This window comes from Alteromonas sp. ABE4_545, assembly GCF_056161325.1.
In genome coordinates this window covers 1-24,941 of sequence record NZ_JBSWYY010000024.1, presented here as the reverse complement: position 1 = coordinate 24,941, position 24,941 = coordinate 1, and the positions used below count along the sequence as shown (strand labels likewise).

Below are 24,941 nucleotides of genomic sequence, written 5' to 3'. Positions count from 1 at the left end.
CTGTTTCAGATAATTATACCTCAAGCTACAACGCTTGATATAAAAACCACGCTTCTCGGAGTGAACCTGTCGAAAAAAAAACGTAGAATACGCACCATCATGACGACATCATCAGTCTTACCGGACGCTGAGCCGGCACACAGCACACTATCAACGCCTACTCCTTTATCCGTACTATCGGAGGTATTCGGTTACGACTCGTTCAGAGACGGCCAAGAAGACGTCATCAACCATCTTGTTGACGGCGGTGATGCCCTGGTATTGCTACCAACGGGGGGAGGAAAATCTCTGTGCTACCAAATTCCGGCATTGGTACGAAGCGGAACCGCCATCGTGGTTTCGCCACTGATCTCGTTAATGCAGGACCAAGTTGAACAGTTGGCCGAATCCGGCGTAAAAGCGGCCTACCTCAATTCAACGTTGGCACCAGAAGATTATCAAGTAACGTACACCAAGTTCTGTAATCAGGAATTTGACCTTCTGTACGTCTCACCCGAGCGCTTATTGCAGCCGGGTTTTCTCAATACGTTGTCGCAACTCAATATCAACTTGTTTGCCATTGATGAAGCACATTGTGTCTCTCATTGGGGGCATGATTTTCGCCAAGATTACCGTGGACTGGGAACGATAAAAGCGCGCTTCCCAACCATTCCATTAGTGGGTTTAACCGCTACCGCCGATGCCACAACACAAGTGGATATTCTGACTCAGTTAAACCTTGTTGAGCCCTTGGTATTTAAAGGCTCGTTCGACAGACCCAACATTCGCTATCGCGTAATGGCCAAATACAAAGCCTTCGAACAAGTCGTCGATTACGTTAAGCAACAAGACGGCAGCGGCATTATCTACTGTAACAGTCGCGCCAAAGTCGACGATTTAAATCGTAAGTTATACAAACAAGGCGTGCGTTGTGCCGCCTACCATGCAGGCCTCGATGCTGACGAGCGAGAATTCGTACAACGCCAATTCCTTACCGATAAAGTCGACGTTGTAGTAGCGACCGTCGCCTTTGGTATGGGGATTAACAAGTCTAACGTGCGCTATGTCGTCCACCACGACGTGCCCCGCAGTATTGAGGGTTATTATCAAGAAACTGGGCGCGCTGGCCGAGATGGCTTGCCCGCTGAAGCGCTACTTTTATTCGATGAAAAAGACAGTGCACGCATTCGCCAATGGATTGATCAAGGCGAAATTGCCGAACGCAACGCAATAGAACTCCAAAAATTCGCCGCAATGGAGGCGTTTGCTGAAGCCCAAACCTGCCGCCGACAAGTCTTACTCAATTACTTTTCACAATACAGTGACAGCGGCTGTGGCAACTGCGATATTTGTTTAGACCCGCCGAAAATGATTGACGGCTTAGTCATCAGTCAAAAAGTATTGAGCTGTATCTTACGCTTGCAACAATCTGCCGCTAGTCAGTATGTTATTGATGTATTGAGAGGCAGGGCACTGAAGCGTATTCAAGAGTCGGGGCACGATAAACTCTCAACCTACGGCATCGGCAAAGAACACAGTGATTTATATTGGCACAATATTATTAATCAATTAGTGCATCAAGGCTTGCTACGGGTAGACGTGGCTAATCACGCGGTATTGCGCCTTACCGAAGCCGCTCGCCCAGTGCTCAAAGGCGATGTAGCGCTACTTTTGGCCGCCCCGCGTTTAGAGTTTGCTCCAACTAAAAAGGCTAAGCAAACACCGAGTAACTATGACAAAGCGCTGTTTCAACGCCTTAAGCATTTGCGTAAAGCTTTGGCGAACGAACACGATGTTCCACCTTTTGTAATATTCAGTGATGCCTCGTTAGCAGACATGGCCGACAAACAGCCCACCAGCCATGAGGGTATGCTTGCCGTCAGTGGTGTAGGAAAGACCAAACTAGAACGCTACGGCGATGCCTTTATCCAACTTATCGACGATTATATGAATAAAGACACGCTTAACTCGCTTGGGCATGAGGGCTAAGAGAGCACTGCGCTCACGCGTAATCGTATTGCCCACCTTTGGCCAATGCAGCTTGGTAAGCTGGTCGAGCATGTATGCGTTCAACATAGCTTTTGATAGCCGGCAATGATGCGCCTTTGCTGCGAATCAGTAGCGTTTCCAAAGGAAACAACATTTGCACATCAGCGCCTGTTGGGGCATCTCCGGCAAACCACGGATGCTCGGTGAGATAATCTTCAATAAACTGCATGTTCTGTTGCATGTTCGGTCCATAATAAGCGGCCATAATTTTATCAACGAGTTTATTAACGATGGGTTTGATAAAAAATGGCTTCGCTTTTTCGCGCGCTTTATTGAGCACCAAAGTTGCCACTAAAGGTGGCATCATTGACCCTTCTGCAAAATGTAACCAGAACAAGTAGTCTTGATAGTTTTTCTTGTCTGTCGGGGTTTTAAAGTGGTTTTGTGCGTAGTGATTTACCAAATATTCGACAATAGCACCTGACTCGGCAAGTACACCGTCTGGCGTGGATAAAACCGGTGAGCGACCTAATGGATGTACTGCTTTTAAAGCGTCTGGCGCGAGATTGGTCTTAGGGTCGCGCTCATATCGAATAATGGTGTATTCAAGTGCTAATTCTTCGAGTAGCCACAGGATTCGCTGTGAACGTGAATTATTCAGGTGATGTAATATGAATTTGGGTTCAGATGCCATAGGATATCCTCTATCGTGACAAGTTTGCGCCAACGCGCCGTACACTATATTAATCTTTCAACAAGCCTAGTACAGTCATTGAACAAAAAAGGTTTAGTCTCAACTGGACTTTTTGTGCACTAAAGAGGGCCTCTTTTGCAACTCACTCACCACTATGCTGAATCACTCCCCGATCTCGTTAGCCGGGTCACGCCAAAAGCTTTACAACACAGTAAACTTGCCCTACTGAACACTGAATTAGCTGAGCAATTTCACGTGCCTGCGTCGTGGCGAAGTTCAGAGGGATTACATCAGGCGTTATTTGCGGATCGCGGTGAACTCAACCAGCGCTCTGTGGCGCAAAAATACGGTGGTCACCAGTTTGGACAGTGGAACCCTATGCTCGGTGACGGTCGAGGTTTACTCTTGGGCGCACTCACCGACAGCGCCGGCAATACAATGGATTTGCACCTCAAAGGCGCAGGCCCAACACCCTATTCTCGTCATGCCGACGGCAGAGCGGTTTTACGCTCAACAATCAGAGAATACATAGCTGGTGAAGCACTTCATCATTTGGGTATTCCTACATCTCGCTCTTTGTGCCTGCTGACTAGTGAAGAATGGGTGTATAGAGAACAACCGGAATATGGCGCTATGATGATCAGAATGGCGCCTAGTCACATCCGGTTTGGGCATTTTGAATACTTTTTCCATAGTGGAGACAAAGTTAAACTCGACGCGTTAGTTCAGTACACCCTACGGCATCATTTCCCTGAATGCCGACAAGCCGACAACCCGGTTGCAGCCATGTTGGCTCAAATCACGCTGCGCACTGCACGCATGATTGCCCTGTGGCAAGCCTACGGCTTTGTGCACGGTGTTATGAATACTGACAACATGTCGATTCATGGAATTACCTTTGATTATGGCCCTTACGCGTTTATAGACAATTTTGTCTCCTCTGCGGTTTACAACCATTCTGATCACGAGGGACGTTACGCATTCGATCGCCAGCCTGGCGTGGCGTTATGGGACTTAAATGCCTTGGCGTACAGCTTCTCAGATTACTGCAGTGTCGATGAGTTAAAAGCGGCATTGGGACAATTTGAACCCACCTTTATCGCCCAATTCCAGCAACGAATGTTAATGCGTTTAGGGTTGGAAGAAAGCAACAATCACATTAATCTGGTTAACCAGTGGTTACAACTGCTCGAATCACAACAGAGTGATTACAATTACAGCTTTCGCTTACTTGCAGAAACAGACATTGCACTCACGACTCCGACATTACGTGACCACTTTGTCGACCGCCCTGCTTTTGATGCATGGTGGCGGGCTTATCAAAGCGTAAGACTAAACCAGACAGATCGGTCTCCATCGAGTTTATTCTCAAGCAACCCTGTAGTGATTGCCCGTACACACTATCTGCAATCGGCTATCGACGCAGCAGAAGGCGGCGACTTCACAGAAACCGAAGAATTGCTAAAGGCGTTGCATAACCCCTTTGTTCTGAACGATGATACTCGACGGTTTCACCTACCACCTAAAAACACGGAACAACCTATACTGTCATGCAGCAGCTAACCTATGCTTTGTTAATGCAGCAAAGTCGATGGCACATGTCGGCTATACACATTGACCTACCATTACCCGATATTGACGATATCGCTCAATGGGCGGCACACATTGCCGCATTATTCGCAACGTCCTATCGCCTTGATGTAGGCGCCGACCGTGCGCAAATCTTTTTCCAGCTACACCAGCAGGATTGTGTGTTAAACCTTGAATGGTTATGTGAGTCGATTTGGCTGGAATCCTTGTCAGGCCGGGTAAATAACCAAACTGGTGAATCGGCAACATATGCGCTGTGGTTGGCCATGTGCGAGAATACCGATGTGAAAGCAGCACAATAAAAGTACAGTAAATACACAAAAATGTGCTAGTTTTAAAGCATCAGCCAAACGTTTAAGAGTCAAACTCAAGGAAGGGTTACGTGCCAAAGTTACTGGCCAAAATGTTGTTTATGGCATGGCTAACCATCGGCATTGCTATGCTGTATTACGGAATCAATAGCGCGTCTCGCCCTTCGCTTAACAGCCAATTAATCGCTACCCCTACACTATCGGTCCCGCTCGAATTCACCTATGTCAACTTGCGTGACCATATTCAGCCAACTTACGCTCCAGACAACCTTTCGTTTGCCGTTATCAGTGACAATATAGACGGCTGGCTACCCGCCGTCGATTTAGCCCCTTTGCCTTCAAATAGTCGTTTGTGGTTTAAGGTAAATCTAGATTACCAGGCGCCTCAAGCTAAGGCACTTACACTTGTCATAGGTAGTAAATCGCTGCAGCAAGTTAATGTTTATGCATTAGACCGCCAAGGCCGTATCGTCTCTTCTTTTTCAAGTGGAGCTAGAGAACAAACCACGCATACAATGGGAAACCCGCAAGGCTACACGTTTCCTTTTACCATTAGACAGGGGCAAGTGTTGTCGCTCCTGATCAGCGTAACAGACGCCGGCCCCTTGCTATTTCCCATCACCCTGTGGGAGACAAACGCCCTAGCTAACCACACCCAAACTTCATTCATGTGGTTGAGCTTTTTATGCGGTGGCCTTTCGGCCCTTTTTGCCTATTTTTTATTTACCTATTTCACACAGCGCTCAGTTCTGCGTTTTTGGTTTGCACTTGGCTGTTTCTTTATCGGCCTGACGGTTTACCTTGCTCGTGGCATTAACCTGACACTCGACGCTTATGCGTCCATTGTCATTTGCCTGTTAATGCTGTCTCTATTTCCCCTTTGTCGTGTTATTCACGGACTATTCCCAACTATTCCTAGGCCCTGGCGAGCAATAAACTATGTGATCGCTGCAAGCCTGTTGGTTTGTTTATTTGTAGCTAACCCGTACGCGCAAATCCTCCTGACACTCTCAGCCACTATGCTCAGTGCGTTGTATCAGTTTGCATTAGTAGTGGGGAGATACAGTTTTCATCAACGACAAGTAAGCGGTTTTGTCATTGTTGCTTGGCTACTGATGGGTTCAGTATTGGGCGCAGAAATACTGCTTTATATTGGTAGCAGCCCTCATACCACGGCCACACTCGCTATCAATAGTATGCTTTTACTATTGGGCTACCTTAACTTGGCTATTGCCATTGAAGCCAAAGATAGACAAAGCAGTCTACTGCAAATAAAACGTCACGAACGCAATATTTCAGGCCTCAACCAATTTTACGACCTGTTCAAACACTCCGCAGAAGGGCTTTTTGTGTCTAGTATTGACGGTCAGCTGTTAAGCGTAAACCCCGCAATGTGTCAGTTATTTGGTTATAGCAACGAGCGTGACATGCTAAACGAGGTAAAACACACTCGGCAGCTATACGCCCACTCAAGCGAACGTGAAGTACTAATTGGTGAGCTACTACACGCCGACCGAATCACGGGGAAGGAAATACGTGGTGTGCGTAAAGACGGCAGAGAAATATGGATGTCTTTATCCGTTCGACTGCACCAAGAAGAAGACGGCAACAAGAGATTATACGGCGCATTGTTCGATATTAGTGAGCGAAAGAAGAGTCAAATCGACCTTGCCTATTTAAGTACCCATGACGTCCTCACAGGCGTTATTAACCGCCGCGAATACGAACGCTTGTTGCAACAGGCCATCTATCGGCTGCAAGCATCTCAGTCTACGCTCTCGCTACTCTACCTCGACATTGATCATTTTAAGTTAGTGAATGACACCTGCGGCCACAAAGCGGGAGATCAGTTTATGCGAGAAATAGCCGGTGTATTGTCTAAATCACTGGCGGGCCAAGGATACATTGCGAGGTTAGGCAGTGATGAATTTACAATTATTTTAGAAGCTTACAGCGAAAACGACGCCTACCTTTTTGGCACAACGCTAATGCAAGCCATTCAACAGCATCATTTTTTATGGGAACAACATACGTTTTCATTGGGAATGAGTATAGGTTTAGCCACCATCACCGAACATGAATTTGACGCAGAACACCTAACCAGCATGGCCGAAGCAGCTTGTTTTGTGGCGAAAGAAAAGGGTCGAAATCAAATTCACCGTTATTCTCCTACTGACCACGCCCTACAGCGACACGAACAAGAAGTATCTTGGGTCACCCGTCTGAACCAAGCATTGGCAAACGATGGTTTTGTGCTCTTTTATCAACACTGCCGTGCGCTTAATAAAGCGGCGGATGGTAGCTATATTGAAATACTGCTGCGTTTAGACGGCGACATTCCGGTCAATCCCGGACTCTTCTTACCGACCGCAGAACGTTATGACTTAAGTGCACGTATCGATTTGTGGGTGGTAGAGCACACTTTTTCCTGGCTAGCAGCCAACCCTGCACAACGTGATGAAATACGTCGATGTAATATCAACTTGAGTGGGCACTCTCTCGCCAACAAAGAAATTAAGCTATTGATATTAAATCTGTTTGAAAAGTTTGCGATCCCCTACAACAAAATATGCTTCGAAATCACAGAAAGTGTCGCCATTGTAAAAATGGAAGAGACACTCAAATTTATGCAAACCTTCAGTGAACTAGGCTGCTTATTTGCCCTAGACGACTTTGGCTCGGGCTTCTCCTCTTACGCCTATTTAAAACACCTACCGGTGCATATCGTTAAAATTGATGGCGAATTTATCCGCAACATTTTGCAAGATCCTATCGATAGAGCTATGGTGTCGTCTATCGAAGATATTGCCAACGCGCTAAAAATTGAAACCGTTGCCGAGTATGTAGAGTCAGCTGATATCATGAGCCAATTAGGCAAAATGGGCATCGACTATGCCCAAGGGAATGTGGTGTCGCTTCCTACGCCATTGTCTGAATTTAGTCCTCTATGATAAAATGTGATTTGTGATTAGCGTTTATTGCCTACAGAAGCCGTTATCTGGCTTGTAATTTCACTAACCACCCCCAAATAACAAATTCCCTTTTTTGGTATCAGAAGTTTTGTCATGACCAGTCAATCAGGTAAATACGAATACGTAAGTTCAGCCAAATTGCCCACGCGCTTGGGCGAGTTCCGTATTCACGGTTTTGTTGAAGCCAGCGGACAAGAGCACGTGGCTCTCTCATACGGTGAATGGCAACCAGAAGATGTCGTGCCTATTCGTATCCATTCTGAATGCCTGACCGGTGATGCACTATTTTCAACGCGATGTGACTGTGGCTTTCAGCTAGAAAGGGCTATGGAAAACATTGTCAAAGAAGGGCGTGGCGTCCTACTGTACTTGCGACAAGAAGGTCGTGGCATAGGTTTACTGAATAAAATACGTGCATATCACCTACAAGACAATGGCCTTGATACCGTGGAAGCAAACGAGCATTTAGGCTTTGACGCAGACTTACGCACCTATGATATTTGTGAGCTGATGCTGGATAAACTGAATGTTAAACACGTTCGTTTGATGACAAACAATCCGAGAAAATTAGCCGCGCTACAAAAATTAGGCATAGATGTAGTTGAAAGAAAGCCTCTCGATCATGGCATCACAAAAGACAACAAACATTACATTCGCACTAAAACCGAAAAGCTCGGTCACACATTCGACCCTCACGTTTTAAAGTAATGATGTAAAGCTGAACCAGCAGTTCGACTGTGGTTCAGCTTTGGTTAATTTACCGCAGACAACACTATACAGGCGACTTACCCCTTAAACGTAGGAGTCTGTATGAAACTTTCCACTACTTTGGCAGCACTAGCGCCATTGTTTTTACTCGGCGTTACGATACCGAGTTACGCACAGCAAGCTGATACAACTTACGAGCAGCACTATTACTCCGAAGCCGAACTCGACAGCTTACTCGCCCCCATTGCACTGTACCCCGATACCTTGTTAACACATGTGCTGATTGCCAGTACTTACCCTTTGCAAGTCATCGAAGCTGATCGCTGGCGCCAAGCGAATAGCGCGTTAAGTAGTTCACAAGTTGAAAGTGCTATCGAAGGCTTCGATTGGGAGCCAAGTATTAAAGCCCTCGCGCCTTTTACTGACGTGCTTCACAGTATGAGCCAAGATCTCAACTGGTTAGAAACACTGGGTGACAATGTGATTATTGATGAAGCCCGTGTGCTCGACCGAGTACAACAATTACGTCAAGAGGCCTATCAAAATGGGCATTTAACCGGTAATCGCTATCAACAAATTTACCACAATGACCAAACAATCATTGTGGAATCAGCGAGCCCAGACATTGTTTATGTTCCGTATTACAATCCGGTGATTGTATTTGGAGCTTTGTGGCATCACGCAATTTCTCCGGTTATTTGGCACCACTCTCATCGGCATCATTTGTATTCAGGGGTGTATTGGTCATCGAGTATCAAACTCTCGGCCGCGTTCTACTTTGGCGATATTCGCTGGCGAGACCGCTATGTAGTTGTGTCTCATCGCCCCACTCGATTTTATGATTATGGTCATCGTACCAAACGCATCTACAGCAAAGAGTACCAACGCTGGCATCACAACACGCAATTTCGACGCGCCAATTACTCACGTAAAGTAGTGCGATCTGTTCCACAACGTCAAACGCAATGGCGGCAAGTGAAGGTCGACAAACATCGCGAGTTAACTCGCGCTGTGAATCAACAAGGCCGTGTAACGAAAAACAATGTTGTGGTAGATCGTCGCCAACAACAAAGCGCGCCTTCGAGCCGCCCCAATAGAGACTATAAAAAGCCAGATAAACAACATAAGACAAACCAGTCGCAGCCACCAGCGTCAGCGCAAAATCAGCAACGACAACGTCAACCCTCTGTTCGTCAACAGGACAAAACAAAGCGGGAAGTGGTTAAACAACGGCAATCTGCGCAGTCTCGCCAACCCAAGCACTCTCACAGAGGACAAGACTAAACCACTAACGTCTGGTTGAGCGATAAATGCACCTCACCAGACTTCCCTCATAACTTGGCTAGCCTGTTTAACAACTCAGGCGTATGATGCGCTTATATTTTGATGTCGAGTTGTGAACGGAGCAACATTTGAAATCAACGTTTGAGAAAACCTCAGATTTGCTGAGTACACGCGTGTTCACCTTATTTGAGCACACCTTCACCTTGGCTGACCTCATTATGGTACCGATAGTACTGATCATGGGATGGTGGGTGATACGAAAGTTGGCACACTTGGCTACCTTTCGATTGAGACAGTCCGGCGCTAGTCCAGACACAGTGCATCTCGTCAAACGCGTATTTTATATTGTTGCCCTTGCGATACTCGCGTTCACCATTTTAGAAATGATGAATGTCCCGTTAACCGCTTTCGCTTTCTTGTCGGGAGCCATTGCTATTGGGATAGGTTTTGGCGCACAAAACATCATTAATAATTTTATCAGTGGCTGGATCCTCATGTGGGAAAGGCCAATACGCATTGGCGATTTTCTAGAGGTTGACGGTACCAGAGGAAAGGTAGAAGCCATCAATACACGGTCTACGCGGATTCGTCGGACCGATGGTGTTCACATGCTTATTCCGAACAGCAAGCTCTTAGAAAATACCGTGGTCAACTGGACACTCATTGATAATCTAACACGCACTACGGTGCGCGTTGGTGTGGCTTACGGCAGTCCCTGTAAAGAGGTTGCCCGTTTAATTCAAGAAGCCGTTACTATCCAACCCGATATTCTTACTGATCCAGAGCCGGTCGTAATTTTCGACGATTTTGGCGATAACGCGCTCGTGTTTGAAGTGTATTTCTGGGTTAATGCAACCGTTGAGCGAGACTTACGCGTTATCCGCAGCCAAGTTCGCTTCACGATTGAAGAATATTTTAACAATGCAGATATCGTCATTGCCTTCCCTCAACGCGATGTGCATCTCGACGGTTCACTTACCTTGGTTCGCAGTCCGAAGGATAAAACTCAATGACAAACGGCGCTTTTTTATGGGCTTATCTCATCCGTCAAGATGGTAGCAGTCAACCCATTGACGTGGCACAACTGCCCTATTCACCACAAGACAATGAATACGTGTGGCTGCATGTTCAAACTGATGTTGAAGATGCCAAAGACTTACTGGAAAAGATTGAGCTTAATGCCGCAATTATTGACGCGATTACGGCACCAGAAACACGCCCTCGCGCAATGCCGTTAGATCACGGCGCCTTGATGTATTTACGTGCGATAAACAAAAACCCCGATGCAGACCCTGATGACATGGTGTCTTTACGCGTTTTGGTTGGTGAACGCATTATCATAACCGGCCGTAGAAAACTCAGAAGCGTGCTGTCGATACAAGATACGCGCAAGCTCGTCGAGTCTGGTGAAGCGCCCGTTTCTCCGTCAGAGTTACTGTTGCAGACCATCGACTATATCGCTGACCGAATTCACGAGACGGTAGATGAAATGGATGACCGACTGGTCGAATTTGAAACAGCCTTAGGGTTAAACAAACAAGACAGGTTAGCGCTTGCGAATCTGCGGCGCCAAGCGGCAACTATCCGACGTTACTTGGCCCCTCAACGCGATGCGCTCGATGCACTGTTTCGCATTCAAGGGCTACTGTCAGATACCCAAGCGTTTGCTTTACGGGAACAAGCCGACAGAATGGCTCGTTACGTAGAAGATTTGGACTTATTGCGCGAACGAGCCATCGTATTGCAAGACGAGTTACGCAACCAACTCGCTGACCAACAGGGTATGCGTATGTATGTGCTGTCGATGGTAACCGCGATATTTTTACCCCTGTCCTTTCTTACCGGTGTATTTGGTATGAACGTAGGCGGGCTACCCGGTACAGAATCAACCGACGCCTTTACAATACTCATGGCGAGCATGGGTATACTGGCGATATTTATGTTAGTGGCGATGTTGTGGCGACGGTGGCTCTAACCCTGTCTTATTCTTTAGTTCAGATTTCATTTTTTTAGCGAGCGTTTTTTAGCAAAACCTGTAAGCTCGCCTAAACTAAATATAAGCAAATGAAGTATAAGCACATCTCATTTATTGATGCGCATTATTAGCGAGGGTTTAACGTGCACATTTGGGTAAGCGACGGCCACAAAGTTTTTCGGGTTGTACTCATCGTACAATGGATATTATCGGTCATTATTGGGCTAGTAACCGGTGAGTTATTTATTGCCTTTGTTCTCGGGCTACCGATTGTGCTAGTGCCGTTATTCCTCAGTTTCAATATGCCCAACCAAGCCATTAGCCGCCACGCTATTGGGATAGGCGTTCAGCTGCTCACGGCGCTGCACATTCATCAAGCCTTTGGTTTGATAGAAGTACACTTTGAAATCTTCGCCACGTTGGCAATGCTGGCGTATTTCCGCGATTGGAAAGTTATTGCATCCGCGACACTCATTGTCGCGGTGCATCATATTAGCTTTTTCTTGCTTCAATCATCCGGCGCTCCCGTGTTTGTTTTCGAAGCCGGCCATGTCACCTTCAATATGTTATTGATTCACGCAGCATTTGCCGTTGTCGAAGGCGCAGTGCTGATGGTTATGGCCCATCGTTCACTCATGGAAGGCCTAGGCGCGGCAGTGTTAAGACAAACCATCAAAGACATCACCGCCGACCCACAAGCGGTGAAACTCAACATTGAAATTGACCGCTCTTTGCCAACACTGAAAACATTTGGTGTCTTTCTCGACAGTGTGAGAGAACTTGTTAACGACGCAGGTAAGCTAGCTGCCGATGTGGCCAACACCAGTCAGTTTATTGGTCAGTCAACGACAGAACTCAGCGCCCAAGCAGGCCAAAGTAATCAAGAAACCGCACGTATTTCGGCGGCTACCGAAGAAATTGCCATGTCTTTCAAAGAAGCGTCAGAAAAAACCCATGAGGCCAGTGAAATGACAGAAGGCGCTAAACAAAGTACTGACCTGTCCCGCTCCTCAGTAGACAAAACTCGTGCAACGGTTGCGTCTTTGAATACAACGCTGAACAAAGCGGCAACGACGAATGCCGAGCTTAACCAACGCTGTAGCGCCATTGCTGAGTCGATGCGCTCTATCACGGCTGTGGCAGAGCAAACTAACTTACTGGCACTTAACGCGGCCATTGAGTCTGCAAGGGCCGGTGAGCATGGCAGAGGGTTTGCTGTTGTTGCTGACGAAGTACGTACACTTGCCATTCGTTCAAAAGAAAGCGCTGACGAAATTACCACGATTACTGAGCAATTGGTGGCTAATACCGCCGACGCCGTAAAGCAAATGGAAGATTGTATATCACTGGTTGATCAAGCAGTGAATGACGCCGATGACGCCTCGGGTGCAATGCACAGTATCATGGAGCAAATTAATCAAGTTTCGGCAACGATGCAAAGTATCGCCACTGCAGCTGTCGAGCAGGAAAGTGCCTCCAATGATATTGCGATAGGCACAGCAACCATTCACGAGCTATCAGAATCCAGCGCGCAAACATCGAGAGATTTAGACGCAAGAGCCAAAGCCCTCGCCGACAAATGCCAGACGATGCAAGCAAACCTCAACCGCTTCATCCTTTAAGTCTGGATGTCGAAAACCGCCTCATGGGGCCTGTTATTGTTGTGGGTTATCACCATGCTAGCAGGCCTAATCTATTTTGGCTTGAATCAACTCAGATTATTCGACCCCAACCAGTTACTCGCTCAAGCCGCTGTTTCGCAAGAGTTCGACCAGCAGTTTGTGAATATGTTGCAGGAACAAGGTGTTGAAGCCGGCTCGGTTGTGCATTTTAACAGTGACGAACGATGTTACTGCCAAACCTTGGTCAACCCGCATGTCGCTTCATTGGCAGCTTCGTTACCCACCTATAAATCGGTTAACATCAAGGTGTCGTCTGACAGCCCACTGGGCGCGGTATTGCCTTCAACTCCCGCCATTGCGGTTATCGATCAACAGGGCCAACTTCGCTATTTAGGCCCATACGCAACAGGGTATGGTTGCTTTACTGGCGATGACCTCACATCGTACGTATCACAGTTAGCAAATAAAACTCCCTACTTGGGTGCCGTGATCAACAGCGAAGCCGAAGGGTGCTTTTGTAGCCTTGGGGATTAATTAAAGTTTTCGTCGCCATGCAACCCCTTAATATGAGCAACAACGCTTCGGCCTAAAGCACTGAGGTCATAACCACCTTCTAGCATACTCACCATACGGCCATGACACACCGCATCTGCCACCTCTCTTAGCTTCAGACTGATCCAATGAAAATCGGCTTCCCTCAAACGCAAATGCCCCATAGGATCTTCTGCGTGCGCGTCAAACCCTGCGCTAATTAAAATTAATTGCGGATGAAAGTTACGCAATGCGTCAAACCAATAATTCACTTTCTCTCTAAACTCCGGCCCCTGTGCGCCTGCCGCGAGTGGCGCGCACAATATATTACTCGCAGAAACCGGAAAGCCAGAATGAGGATAAAAGGGGTGCTGAAAAGACGTACACATCATGATTTGCTTGTCACCACCGATAATATTTTCAGTGCCATTGCCGTGATGTACGTCAAAATCGATAATGGCTACACGCGAAAGGTCATACTGCTTCAAGGCATAGCGCGCAGCCACCACAATATTGTTGAATAAACAAAAACCCATTGCGTTGTCATATTCAGCATGATGTCCGGGCGGGCGAACCGCACAAAACCCTTGCCGATTTTCGCCTGCCATTACCCAATCAACAGCATCACAACCCGCCCCGGCTGAATATAACGCAGCGCTCAGCGTAATGGGTGTCATCCCAGTATCTTGCTCTAACCAAATCACGCCAGAATCGGGGGAGCGTTGAAAAATGCTGTCTACGTAATACGGGTCATGCGCAAGCGTGAGATATTCACGCTTTATTTTTTTTGCGTCCGCGTGGTGGCACACCATTTCTAACCCAGATGACAACAACTGATCATCAATAGCGTACAAGCGGTCGGGGTTTTCTGGGTGAGTCGGGTCGACATTGTGATTAGTACAGTCTTTTCCCCTAAAGATCTTTACTGTCATAACGCCTCCTGTAACCGCAATACCAACTCGACTTCCGTGGGGTCTTCACTCAACAAACGTTTAAAGTTTGCGTGCTCGAAAATACCAATCATTGGGTGGTTTTCAGCCCGGCAAAAAGCCATCATTTTGTTGATCCCGCGCTTGCGAGCAATATTAATTAACTCATTCAGCAGTGTCTTCGCCATGCCTTTTCCCTGCTGCGTTTCTCGGGTAACAAACGCGGCCTCACAACTGTTGTCGGCGGGGTTATAGTAAAAACGCCCCACTGCGTGAATGGTTATTCTTGAACCTTCTTGCTTTACAATACAAATAGCTGCATCACTACTTTGGTCGACACTAACCAAATTACACGACTTTTCACGCGACATTTGTTTGGGGTCATAGTTGTACCGCAATCTCAATGTTTCTTTGGTATGTGAATAGAAAAACTCTTGCAACCGTCGCTCATCAGCAGGGTTCAATGGACGTAGATAAAACGTCTCGTCATGAATCACCATTTTCTTCAGCTGTATCGCCCCAAGTTCTGGGATATCGGTTGGGTATTTCTCTTGATAATGAGGTACCCAATAGTTCTTTCGTACATCGGCTAGCAGCTGCGCGCGAAATTTAGGGTGAGCTACGCGAATTAGTTCCATTGCCCGCTCTCGGATGCTCTTACCTTTCAACGACGCAATACCGTACTCTGTTACCACATAATGCACGTTACCCCGAGATGTCACTACCCCCGCGCCTTCTGTAATACACGGTTTAATACGCGATATGGTTTCGTTTTTTGCCGTTGAAGGTAAAGCGATAATCGGCTTACCACCTTTGCTCATGGATGCCCCAGATACAAAATCGACCTGACCGCCAATTCCACTGTAAAAATCGTACCCTAGCGAATCGGCCACCACCTGACCTGTCAGGTCAACCTCTAGTGCGCTGTTAATGGCAATCATGTTGTCGTTTTTGGCAATATTGGTTGGCTTATTTACGTAGCTGCTAGGGTAAAATTCGATGTGTGGATTATTATTCACAAAGTCATACAACTTACGGCTACCAACACAGAAGCTCGTAACAATTTTCCCCGGGTGAAAGGTTTTTCTGCGGTTGGAAATTGATCCCGATTCAATCACGGCCATAATGCTGTCAGTCAGCATTTCAGAATGAATACCTAAATCTTTGTGATGATATAGGTACTTGAGTGTCGCACTGGGTATTTTGCCAATACCAAATTGCAAGGTAGCGCCGTCTTCAACCAACATAGCGACATATTGACCAATTCGCTCGGTCACACTATCAATGGGTGGCGGTGCGATTTCAGGTAATGGCGCCTCAGCTTCTATGCAGGCGCTAAATTCGCTAATGTGCAGGTAAGAATGGCCACTTGTACGTGGCATAGCGGGGTTAATCTGCGCAATAACTACTTTGGCGTGCCGTGCTGCCGACATACAAATGTCTACTGACACCCCTAATGAACAATAGCCAAAATCATCGGGCGGGCTCACCGTCACCAAGGCCACGTCTAAAGGCAAAGTACCATCGTGAAAGAGCGATGAAATTTCGGAGAGGAAACAAGGCGTATAGTCTGCTCTTCCTTGATCTACCGCCTCGCGAACTGTATCGCCACCAATAAAAAATGTATTCACTTTGAACAGGTGTTTGTACTGTTCTTCAGCCCATCGCGTATCGCCCAATGCTAACATGTGGACCATTTCAATATCGCTCAAGCCTTTGCTATGCGCTATTAGGTCATCGATCAACGCATAAGGCACACCGGCATTGCCGCCTACAAATACACGGCTACCTGATTTAACAAGTTGTGGCCAATCTGGCTTTGGTGGTAAGGCAACAGTCATAGAGTCACTCCTGAGTCTTGTTGACCATAGTGTGCCACATTCTGTGTAATCTGCCTTAGTCACATAGTCTTATCTTGACCAGAAACAAAAAAGCCAGTGTAAAAACACTGGCTTTCTTGTATCAGCGGTAAACCTACTCTCGGTGGAATAACCGCTCGACCATAACAAAGAACATGGGTACGAAGAATATAGCCAAGAACGTGGCGGCAAACATACCACCCATTACGGCGATACCAATCGCATTCTGTGCCGCAGCACCCGCACCACTCGAAATTGCAAGCGGTGTCACCCCTAAAATAAAGGCCATTGATGTCATGAGTATTGGACGGAAACGCTGTTTTGCAGCTTTCGTTACCGCAGTGAGTAAGTCTTCGCCTTGCTCTAGCAACTCCTTCGCAAATTCTACGATCAATATTGCGTTTTTCGCCGCAAGTCCAACTGTGGTTAAGAACGCCACTTGTAGATACACACCATTCGGCAAGTCAAACAAGTACGCAGCAACCACAGACCCAAGAATACCCAGGGGCACCACTAAAATAACAGCAAAAGGTACCGACCAGCTTTCATACAATGCCGCTAAGCACAAGAATACAACCATGATAGAAATGGCATAAAGCATTGGCGCTTGTGAGCCAGCTTCTTGTTCTTCATAAGACAAGCCGTTCCACTCATAGGCAAATTGACCCGGCAATTGCTCTACCAGTTTTTCCATCTCTGCCATCGCTTCACCAGAAGATACGCCTGCTGCAGGGCTTCCTTGAATATTCACAGAAGAAACCCCGTTAAAGCGCTCTAGTTTTGGCGAACCATATGTCCAATGCACGCTTGAGAAAGCATTGAAGGCAACCATGTCACCGTCGCTGTTGCGCACATACCACTTATCAATGTCGGTCGGTAACATACGGTGTTCTGCATCGGCTTGCAGATATACCCGTTTAATTCGGCCATCATCAATAAAGTCATTCACATAGCTCGAACCCCACGCAATTTGCAGGGTGTTGTTAATATCGCTTAACGACACCCCCAACGCAGAGGCTTTTTCACTGTCGATGTCCACTTTGAATTGCGGTACATCGCTCAACCCGTTGGGTCGAACGCCCGCCAGTTTTGGATTTTGTGCAGCCATGCCCAACAATTGATTACGCGCATTCATCAAGGCTTCATGCCCTTGGCCGCCGCGGTCAACTAACTGCATATTAAAACCTGTGGCGTTACCAAGTTCTTGAATTGGCGGTGGCACAATAGGGAACACGCTTGCATCTTTAATTTGCGACAATGCCATATAAGCTTGAGGCAATATGTTGAACACACTCTGGCTTTCATCCCGTTGGTCCCAGTCAATCAAGCGTACAAAACCCATTCCTGCATTTTGTGCTTGTCCTGCAAAACTAAAACCACTGATGGTAAACATGTGTTCTACAGTATCGCCATGTTGACCCATGAAGTAATCTTCTACCTTTTTCATCGACTCCAATGTTCGACCAGTTGTAGACGATGGCGGGGTGTTAACCAAGAACATCATAGAACCTTGGTCTTCGTCAGGAAGGAAGGCGCCGGGTAGTCGCATAAAGATCAATGCCATACCCGCTACCAACACGCCATATACGAGCAAGAAACGCTTGAATCGTTTTGCCATACCCGTAGTAGCCGATTGATAGCCGTCACGGCCTTTGTCAAACATGCGGTTAAACCAGCCGAAGAAACCGGTTGTTGGTTGACCTGAATGAGGTTTCAACAATGTGGCACACAGTGTAGGAGACAAAACAATGGCAACCAATACAGAGAACACCATGGCAGAAACAATTGTGATGGAGAACTGGCGATAAATAGAGCCAGCAGAGCCACTAAAGAATGCCATAGGAATAAACACGGTCGACAAGACCGCCGCAATTCCCACTAGTGCGCTGGTAATCTGCGACATCGACTTTTTGGTCGCTTCTTTCGGTGAAAGCCCTTCTTCGGCCATAATCCGTTCAACGTTTTCAACCACAACAATCGCATCATCAACCAGCAAACCGATTGCCAATACCATCGCGAACATTGTTAACACGTTAATAGTAAAGCCAAAGGCAGACAGCACAGCGAATGTACCCAAGAGTACAACTGGTACAGCAATAGTTGGAATAAGTGTGGCGCGCCAGTTCTGCAAGAACAGTAGCATCACCAAGAACACCAAAATGACAGCTTCGACCAGAGTTTGAACCACCGACATTATTGACAGTTCAATGAACGGCGAAGTATCAAGCGGATACACCACTTCTACGCCATCAGGTAAGTTTGACTTTAGCTCATTCACGCGTGCTTTAACGCGCTCTATCGTATCAAGTGCATTTGCACCTGTTGCTAAGCTTACTGCCATACCCGACGCAGGTTTACGCTTGTAGCGAGCCACATAATCATAAGACTCTGCACCCAATTCAACACGCGCTACATCACCTAAACGCACTTGAGAGCCGTCAGTGTTAACGCGTAAGACGATATTTTTAAAATCGGCTTCAGTGTGCAATAACGACTGAGCTTGGATTGTCGCGTTTATTTGTTGGTTATCGACGGCTGGCATACCGCCGAGTTGCCCAGCAGATACATCGGTATTCTGAACTTGCAGTGCACTTTGCACGTCGACAGGTGTTAAGTTATAGCTATAGAGTTTATTTGGGTCTAACCAAATACGCATAGAGCGCTGGGCGCCGAAAACACGTACGCTACCTACACCACTAACACGAGAAATCGGGTCGCGGAAACTAGAAACCAAAATGTCACTCAAATCAAATTGTGACAAGTTGCCTTCTTTTGCGTAAAAACCAATAACTACCGCAAAGCTGTCGTTTGATTTCGTTACTGTCACACCCATCTGCTGCACAGTGGTTGGCAATAAAGACACGGCTCCCTGCACTTTGTTCTGGGTTTGTACTTGAGCGATATCTGGGTCAGTACCCGGCTCAAAAGTTAGCGTAATAGACATGCTTCCGCTCGAGCTGCTGGCCGAGAAGTAGCGTAGGTTATCTATTCCAGAAAGGTTTTGCTCAATAACTTGCGTTACCGAGTTCTCCACACTTTCAGCAGAAGCCCCTGGGTAGGTCGCGCTGATGGTCACCGAAGGTGGTGCAACCTTGGGGTATTGTTCAATTGGCAGCGTACGAATCGCCAGAATCCCTGCCATCATTGTAATGATAGCCAGTACCCAAGCGAAAACAGGACGCTCTATAAAAAAACGAGCCATATAATTGAGTTCCTGTTAGTGTGCAGCCTGAGAAGACTGACCATTATTCCAAGGTGAAGGCGTCACGGTCGCGCCTGCGCTGATCTTTTGATAACCCGCAATAATGACCGTTTCGCCTGCATTAATGCCGCTGTTCACTACATAGCTATCTTTATATACGCGAGACACAGTGATTGTACGAGGCGTTGCTTTATTGCTGCTGTCTACAACCCAAGCCACTAGGCTACCGTCTGGTTGACGCATTGTCGCTCGTTGAGGGACAAGCAGTGCAGAAATTGTTTCAACTTCAATAGACGCGCGCACAAACATACCAGGTAACAACACACCATCAGGGTTTGGCATGAGTGCTCGCAACGTTATAGCGCCAGTGCTTTCGTCAACGGTCACTTCAGAAAACTCCAACTCACCTTTGTGCTCATACTTTTCACCGGTAGATTCATTGATAAGAATCGAAACTGGTAGTGCAGAGTTGTTTTTAAGCTTTTGTTGAAGACGCAGTGCTTCAGAGCCAGACTGCTGCATATCTACATAGATAGGATCAAGCTGTGTAATGGTGGCCAGTGGGTCTGTTTGATTAGAAGTAACTAACGTACCTTCAGTAAAATAAGAACGGCTAATACGGCCTGAGATTGGCGCGTAAACTTTAGTGTAATCTAAATCCACTTTAGCTAAATCGACAGCCGCAAGTGCAACATTAACCGCAGCTTTGGCTTGGTCTAATTCAGCCACAACGTCATCATAGTCTTGTTGGCTAATCGCGTTGGTTTTCAATAAGTTTTCATATCGACGTGTTTTAGCTTGTAGCGTTTTCACGTTTGCTTGTGCACTTTTCACGTCGGCTTCAGCACTTTTTAGATTCGCCGCGTATTGGGCATCATCAATTTGATAAAGCTGTTGGCCTTTTTCTACTTCGGCACCTTGCTTAAACAAACGCTCTGTAATTACCCCATTCACCTGAGGACGTACATTCGATTGTTTAAAAGCACTCACACGACCGGGTAGAGACAATGCTATATCGATCTGTTGTGGTTCGATTTTAAGTACATCAACACCCGGTGGTGGCATTGACATTTGAGCCGCAGCACCGCCATCGGACTGCTCAGAACACCCTGCTAACAAAATTAGCAGCGCTGACGCTAAAGTTAAGGAGAGTTTTTTCATGGGTGGTTACTTATAAGCAAATTAAAAATTCAGTACTGGACAACGGTTATTTTTCATTCTAAATTAAAAATACATACACGTATGTATGTTGTCAATTACAACTAAGTTAAGCAGTTAGAAAAATGCGCCGTACTAAAGAAGATGCAGAACAAACCAAAGAGGCCATTCTCGATGCCGCAATTGAGGTATTCTCAGAGCGCGGTGTTGCCAGAGCCACATTAGACCAAATTGCACGCGCAGCAAATGTGACCAGAGGGGCTGTGTATTGGCACTTCAGTAATAAAAAAGACATCTTCGACGCATTATTCGAAAGACTTCACAGTCCTTTTCTCCAAATAATATTAGACGATCTTGAGAACACAGACCCAAACCCAATCGAGCAATTGGAGACTCTGTGCGTTAAAGTGCTGATAGATTTAGAAAACGATATTAAAACAAGGCAGACTCTCACCTTGTTTATGCTCAAATGTGATTACTCGGGTGAATTAGCTGATTACAACAAACGTTATCAAGAACCCAAGCTAGACAAGCTCAATGCTTTTTCCCAATATTTTAGACGAGCGCAAGAGTTAAAACAGATTCCGTCAAACGTTGACCCAATGCTACTCACCAAAGCCTTAAATTGTTATATGCGAGGTGTGTTGTGCGAATATCTAGAAACTCCTGAGCTATTTTCAATTACCCATGACGCGAGAGCCTTAATGCGCTTATATTTCTCGCGTTTCGATAAACCTCGTGACTTCGCGGACCAAATGGACCGCATTTAATTGTCTTGCTCATAGCCGCGTTAGTTGTCGCGAAACCGTTTAATTCTGCTCACCGGTTTTGATAATTATCTCAGCAACTTCAATGAGCTTTAAACCTTTCTCCATTGCGCGTTTTTGTAATCGACGATGTGCTTGCTCTTCTGTTAGTCTGAGCGCCTGCATTAACAGCCGCTTTGCCCTGTCGATTTGTTTTTGATCGTTAATTGCCCGGCGCGTTTCATTTAATTCATCTGTCATTTTCTTGATATGTTCAGCTTGGCTGCGAACGAGATCGTAAAATGACTTACTGACACCTAAACCATTGGTATCATTGGTTGACACAACTTCGTGATCTGAGCCATGTAAACCTGGCATGCTTGGGTCAAAAAGCAACGTCAATGGTGAGCCTTGAGGTGGTTCTGCATTCGCGAGTTCACTCAATAACGACTGATGATTGTGCAGTTCAGTTTGCGCCTGTGTCACACGTGATGCTGATACTTTTAACAGCTTATTCGCCATAAAATCTTCAAGCGTGTGCATTTGGTCAATGCGTTGGCTGGCAACGTCGTACCACACTTCACTGATTTCCTCTGCGATAGGATCACCGTCAGACAGCCGCTGAATCATAGCTCTCAATTGAATCAACTGTGTAGTAGATGCGTGTTTTTCTAATTTTCGCCACATTGCTAATTCATCTGGCGATGCAAAGTCGACAAATACGCCGAAGCTGACTTCTTGTATTTCTTTAAGGTGATTGAGGCGTTCGCACAAACTCGCATTAAAATGGGTTTCGGCGAAACCAATTGCCCCCCATGCGCGCTCTTGTCCAGCATACTCTTTACCTTGCATAAAATTGAAAAGTGCCACAAGGATCTTGGTGATTTCAGGGTCATGCGCAACATCGGCTGCTTCAAAAACGATGGACAATAACCCCGCGATCAATCGACAATAAGCTTGTGTCGACTCAAGTGGTGTTATTTTTCCAGTTTCGCAGCGATACCTAAAGTCTTTCAGGTTATCAATACCATGCAACACAAAAGAGATGTTGTTTAACAGTCTCATACTACCAGCGTTAGACGCTAGGAAATGCTCATTTAAACTTGCACGCAGTCGCTGTTCGCTAGTGATACTTTTGCTAATTTGATCTTTGCGCTCTTGGCTAAAGCGCTGACATTTAGAACCAAGGAAAATATTACTCGCACCGCGCTCGCGCTGAAGTTGGTGAATAAAATCACTGACCGTAGTGACAACCTCACAGCTAAACGCCAATTGTTCTAATTCTTTAATTTCAGCATTTTTCGCGGCGAGAAGGAATTGTTCCGTTGCACTGCTGTACGCGCCCATGGGCTCTCCAAATATTGTGCACAACTTTCGATTTATAAGTTAAGCAATGGGTATTCCATAAGTTCGCAAATCGGAACAGATTCGAGAGGCTTACAGGAAAGGGCTGAGGCTACAGCCAGCAGATAACAGCAATGGATCGAACAACTTCTTGCACCATGCCAAGGCGCGATTGCACCCATATAGGTCATTGCACTATACGAGTTCGATTAGCACACTATAAGCCCACGAAAGCGTTTTCGCTTTGTCTGCATCTCCGCCTTTATCAGGATGGTACTTATGTTGCAGCTTCCGATATTGTTTTTTTATATCTTCCTTTGTGACGTTTTCTAGCGTATTAAATTGCATGGCTTCCAACGCTTCATCACGCATTTGAGGCAATATGGCATGCTGGGGTTTGATGTCTCCCATTTTAGCCCAAAAGTCATCGAGCATTTGTTCAACATCTGCTAATGATGTCTCGCTAAAATTTTTCCAATCTAGATAGTAGTCTCGCACGGGGTCGGTCAGCGAAACCTTCGTCGAAGTATCCGTAATAGGCTGTAATACGATTTTTGTGGTAAATATTGTCAGATGGCCTTTGTGGGCTGAGATCCATTTGTCTTGTAATGTATAAAGCGCATTAAAAAGCACGAAATGTGTTTGGAACATCACTAGGTTGTCTTCTAGCGCCTGTTTATCAAACACGTTATACGGCTCGTTTTGCAGAATTTTGAGTAATTGGAATTCAGAAATACCTTCTTTGAAGGTATCACCTAACGATTCTAATGAATCTATTAAATGTTGGTCCAATTGAGACAAAAGTTCACCTTCCCTATAGCTATTGCCACATAACGAACACTGCAGCAATGGCGATCAACACAAGCCCTATGACTTCATCACGTTTGATTGGGTGTTTAAGCCACCAAACTGCAATAAGTATAGTGAATAGTACCTCAACCTGCCCAAGTGTTTTCACATAAGCGACGTATTGCAGTGTCATGGCGCTAAACCATGCTATAGAGCCTAAGCAACTATAACAGCTAGTGCTGACTACCATGCCTTTTACACTAGCAAGCGCCCTAAACGTATTAGGTTTAGTCACCCATATATACACACTTAACAATAGTGTTTGTATACAGAGCACATAAAACAAAACCCAAGCTGAATTAAAGGGAAAAGGCAGGTCCAACACATGAGCTGCTTCTCTTACATACAGTGACGTCAAGGCAAATGACGCGCCGCAGGCTAGCCCAATTAGTACCGTTTTTATATTTAAGGTGCCTTTTTCCCTGATTCCACTCAATACAAATACGGCTATTGCCCCAATAACGATGCCTACCCAGCCCAGTAAGCTTAATTGGCTGCCAAAGAATAGCGTGCCAAGCACACCGGCCACCAACGCCTCACTTTTTGCTAAACCGGCACCAACGGCGAAGTTCTTTTGTTTAAACAACACCACCATTAATGATGTCGCGACAATTTGCATAATGGACGCAATTAAAACGTAGAACCAGAATGTGAGGTTATAGCTAGGGAGTTCCGCTGGTTCCCAACAATAAAGAATGCCCAAGTATAAGGCTGCGATAGGAGGGGCTAGAAGAAAACGCGATAGAGTAACACCTGCCGTTGGTACGCCTTGTTCACTGATCTTACTCTGCAATGCATTTCGGAAGGTTTGCATGATGACTGCAATAAAAGTAAGAATAACCCAGGTCACATTTTTGTCCGCTTTGTTGCTGTGTGATGCATACTAACATGAAGACAACAAGGGTGAGGGCTGATTATCGGCGACAGTGATTTAAGGTACGCCGAACGAAAAAAGCCCACTCAATCGAGTGGGCTTCATTCTAAATAGGAGCTCCGGTCCCCGGCAAGGGACAATGTGCTACTCTCACATGGGGATTAATTTCTCACCCAACTTTTTATGCGCCTAAACGAAAAAAGCCCACTCAATCGAGTGGGCTTCATTCTAAATAGGAGCTTGGCGATGTGCTACTCTCACATGGGGAGACCCCACACTACCATCGCCGCTAACGTGTTTCACTTCTGAGTTCGGAATGGATTCA

At 46.2% G+C, this 24,941-nt stretch carries 19 protein-coding genes and 1 rRNA gene; 11 read left to right on the top strand and 9 right to left on the bottom strand.

The genetic code is table 11. The features are described from left to right. Window positions 1–99 precede the first annotated feature (99 nt). Window positions 100–1,968 carry a DNA helicase RecQ gene (gene recQ / locus ACXAH6_RS16655; protein WP_474878648.1) on the top strand — a complete coding sequence of 623 codons (1,869 nt, stop codon included), beginning with the start codon at window positions 100–102 and terminating at the stop codon, window positions 1,966–1,968. Window positions 1,969–1,981: 13 nt separating this feature from the next. Here the strand turns inward: recQ and ACXAH6_RS16650 are convergent, their stop codons facing one another. After that, window positions 1,982–2,662, bottom strand: coding sequence for a glutathione S-transferase (locus ACXAH6_RS16650; protein WP_474878646.1), 681 nt, complete (start codon window positions 2,660–2,662; stop codon window positions 1,982–1,984). Window positions 2,663–2,797: 135 nt separating this feature from the next. Here ACXAH6_RS16650 and ACXAH6_RS16645 point away from each other — a divergent pair, with 135 nt between their 5' ends. The 9 genes from ACXAH6_RS16645 to ACXAH6_RS16605 all read left to right on the top strand — a co-directional run bounded on the left by ACXAH6_RS16645 (window position 2,798) and on the right by ACXAH6_RS16605 (window position 13,658). After that, on the top strand, window positions 2,798–4,225 hold the full coding sequence (locus tag ACXAH6_RS16645) for a protein adenylyltransferase SelO (protein ID WP_474878644.1): 1,428 nt from the start codon (window positions 2,798–2,800) through the stop codon (window positions 4,223–4,225). Continuing rightward, window positions 4,213–4,554, top strand: coding sequence for a DUF3630 family protein (locus ACXAH6_RS16640; protein ID WP_474878643.1), 342 nt, complete (start codon window positions 4,213–4,215; stop codon window positions 4,552–4,554). Before ACXAH6_RS16645 ends, ACXAH6_RS16640 begins: the two co-directional genes overlap by 13 nt. An 80-nt stretch (window positions 4,555–4,634) precedes the next feature. Then, window positions 4,635–7,514: an EAL domain-containing protein gene (locus ACXAH6_RS16635; RefSeq protein ID WP_474878641.1), complete on the top strand. Its 2,880-nt coding sequence runs from the start codon at window positions 4,635–4,637 to the stop codon at window positions 7,512–7,514. A 114-nt stretch (window positions 7,515–7,628) separates the two neighbouring features. After that, a complete protein-coding gene (ribA, locus tag ACXAH6_RS16630) occupies window positions 7,629–8,243 on the top strand; it encodes a GTP cyclohydrolase II (RefSeq protein ID WP_474878640.1) in 615 nt (204 codons plus the stop codon). 102 nt (window positions 8,244–8,345) lie between these two features. Continuing rightward, window positions 8,346–9,527, top strand: coding sequence for a DUF3300 domain-containing protein (locus ACXAH6_RS16625; protein ID WP_474878639.1), 1,182 nt, complete (start codon window positions 8,346–8,348; stop codon window positions 9,525–9,527). Window positions 9,528–9,655: 128 nt separating this feature from the next. Continuing rightward, window positions 9,656–10,540, top strand: a complete 885-nt coding sequence (locus tag ACXAH6_RS16620; protein ID WP_474878637.1) for a mechanosensitive ion channel family protein — start codon at window positions 9,656–9,658, stop codon at window positions 10,538–10,540. After that, window positions 10,537–11,502 (top strand): zinc transporter ZntB, encoded by a 966-nt coding sequence (locus tag ACXAH6_RS16615; RefSeq protein ID WP_474878635.1) that lies wholly within the window; start codon window positions 10,537–10,539, stop codon window positions 11,500–11,502. Before ACXAH6_RS16620 ends, ACXAH6_RS16615 begins: the two co-directional genes overlap by 4 nt. Window positions 11,503–11,645: 143 nt before the next feature. Continuing rightward, window positions 11,646–13,124, top strand: a complete 1,479-nt coding sequence (locus tag ACXAH6_RS16610) for a methyl-accepting chemotaxis protein (RefSeq protein ID WP_474878633.1) — start codon at window positions 11,646–11,648, stop codon at window positions 13,122–13,124. Window positions 13,125–13,130: 6 nt separating this feature from the next. Next, the gene (locus ACXAH6_RS16605; protein WP_474878631.1) at window positions 13,131–13,658 is read left to right on the top strand and encodes a DUF6436 domain-containing protein; all 528 of its coding nucleotides are present in this window, start codon (window positions 13,131–13,133) and stop codon (window positions 13,656–13,658) included. Here the strand turns inward: ACXAH6_RS16605 and ACXAH6_RS16600 are convergent. The 4 genes from ACXAH6_RS16600 to ACXAH6_RS16585 all read right to left on the bottom strand — a co-directional run bounded on the left by ACXAH6_RS16600 (window position 13,655) and on the right by ACXAH6_RS16585 (window position 20,806). Continuing rightward, on the bottom strand, window positions 13,655–14,587 hold the full coding sequence (locus tag ACXAH6_RS16600) for a histone deacetylase family protein (protein WP_474878629.1): 933 nt from the start codon (window positions 14,585–14,587) through the stop codon (window positions 13,655–13,657). The genes ACXAH6_RS16605 and ACXAH6_RS16600 overlap by 4 nt on opposite strands. Continuing rightward, window positions 14,584–16,425: a GNAT family N-acetyltransferase gene (locus ACXAH6_RS16595; protein WP_474878627.1), complete on the bottom strand. Its 1,842-nt coding sequence runs from the start codon at window positions 16,423–16,425 to the stop codon at window positions 14,584–14,586. Before ACXAH6_RS16595 ends, ACXAH6_RS16600 begins: the two co-directional genes overlap by 4 nt. Before the next feature lie 133 nt (window positions 16,426–16,558). Beyond that, complete coding sequence (locus ACXAH6_RS16590) at window positions 16,559–19,645, bottom strand: efflux RND transporter permease subunit (protein ID WP_474878625.1); 3,087 nt, start codon at window positions 19,643–19,645, stop codon at window positions 16,559–16,561. A 15-nt stretch (window positions 19,646–19,660) separates the two neighbouring features. After that, window positions 19,661–20,806 (bottom strand): efflux RND transporter periplasmic adaptor subunit, encoded by a 1,146-nt coding sequence (locus tag ACXAH6_RS16585; RefSeq protein ID WP_474878624.1) that lies wholly within the window; start codon window positions 20,804–20,806, stop codon window positions 19,661–19,663. A gap of 122 nt (window positions 20,807–20,928) precedes the next feature. On the opposite strand from ACXAH6_RS16585, the gene ACXAH6_RS16580 reads away from it, so the two are divergent. Continuing rightward, on the top strand, window positions 20,929–21,573 hold the full coding sequence (locus tag ACXAH6_RS16580; protein WP_474878622.1) for a TetR family transcriptional regulator: 645 nt from the start codon (window positions 20,929–20,931) through the stop codon (window positions 21,571–21,573). A gap of 39 nt (window positions 21,574–21,612) precedes the next feature. On the opposite strand, the gene ACXAH6_RS16575 is transcribed toward ACXAH6_RS16580, so the two are convergent. The 4 genes from ACXAH6_RS16575 to rrf all read right to left on the bottom strand — a co-directional run. Then, window positions 21,613–22,896: a nitrate- and nitrite sensing domain-containing protein gene (locus tag ACXAH6_RS16575; protein WP_474878620.1), complete on the bottom strand. Its 1,284-nt coding sequence runs from the start codon at window positions 22,894–22,896 to the stop codon at window positions 21,613–21,615. Between the two features lie 192 nt (window positions 22,897–23,088). Continuing rightward, window positions 23,089–23,694: a DNA-J related domain-containing protein gene (locus ACXAH6_RS16570; protein ID WP_474878618.1), complete on the bottom strand. Its 606-nt coding sequence runs from the start codon at window positions 23,692–23,694 to the stop codon at window positions 23,089–23,091. Between the two features lie 19 nt (window positions 23,695–23,713). Then, complete coding sequence (locus tag ACXAH6_RS16565; RefSeq protein ID WP_474878616.1) at window positions 23,714–24,592, bottom strand: EamA family transporter; 879 nt, start codon at window positions 24,590–24,592, stop codon at window positions 23,714–23,716. A gap of 262 nt (window positions 24,593–24,854) precedes the next feature. Further along, window positions 24,855–24,941 (bottom strand): 5S ribosomal RNA (rrf, locus tag ACXAH6_RS16560); the annotation flags it as partial.

Excerpts from the sequence above, each read along its gene's own strand:
- recQ (WP_474878648.1), top strand. The coding sequence starts at position 100 with ATGACGACATCATCAGTCTTACCGGACGCTGAGCCGGCACACAGCACA.
- ACXAH6_RS16650 (WP_474878646.1), bottom strand. The coding sequence starts at position 2,662 with ATGGCATCTGAACCCAAATTCATATTACATCACCTGAATAATTCACGT.
- ACXAH6_RS16640 (WP_474878643.1), top strand. The coding sequence starts at position 4,213 with ATGCAGCAGCTAACCTATGCTTTGTTAATGCAGCAAAGTCGATGGCAC.
- ribA (WP_474878640.1), top strand. The coding sequence starts at position 7,629 with ATGACCAGTCAATCAGGTAAATACGAATACGTAAGTTCAGCCAAATTG.
- ACXAH6_RS16625 (WP_474878639.1), top strand. The coding sequence starts at position 8,346 with ATGAAACTTTCCACTACTTTGGCAGCACTAGCGCCATTGTTTTTACTC.
- ACXAH6_RS16615 (WP_474878635.1), top strand. The coding sequence starts at position 10,537 with ATGACAAACGGCGCTTTTTTATGGGCTTATCTCATCCGTCAAGATGGT.
- ACXAH6_RS16605 (WP_474878631.1), top strand. The coding sequence starts at position 13,131 with ATGTCGAAAACCGCCTCATGGGGCCTGTTATTGTTGTGGGTTATCACC.
- ACXAH6_RS16600 (WP_474878629.1), bottom strand. The coding sequence starts at position 14,587 with ATGACAGTAAAGATCTTTAGGGGAAAAGACTGTACTAATCACAATGTC.
- ACXAH6_RS16595 (WP_474878627.1), bottom strand. The coding sequence starts at position 16,425 with ATGACTGTTGCCTTACCACCAAAGCCAGATTGGCCACAACTTGTTAAA.
- ACXAH6_RS16590 (WP_474878625.1), bottom strand. The coding sequence starts at position 19,645 with ATGGCTCGTTTTTTTATAGAGCGTCCTGTTTTCGCTTGGGTACTGGCT.
- ACXAH6_RS16585 (WP_474878624.1), bottom strand. The coding sequence starts at position 20,806 with ATGAAAAAACTCTCCTTAACTTTAGCGTCAGCGCTGCTAATTTTGTTA.
- ACXAH6_RS16580 (WP_474878622.1), top strand. The coding sequence starts at position 20,929 with ATGCGCCGTACTAAAGAAGATGCAGAACAAACCAAAGAGGCCATTCTC.
- ACXAH6_RS16575 (WP_474878620.1), bottom strand. The coding sequence starts at position 22,896 with ATGGGCGCGTACAGCAGTGCAACGGAACAATTCCTTCTCGCCGCGAAA.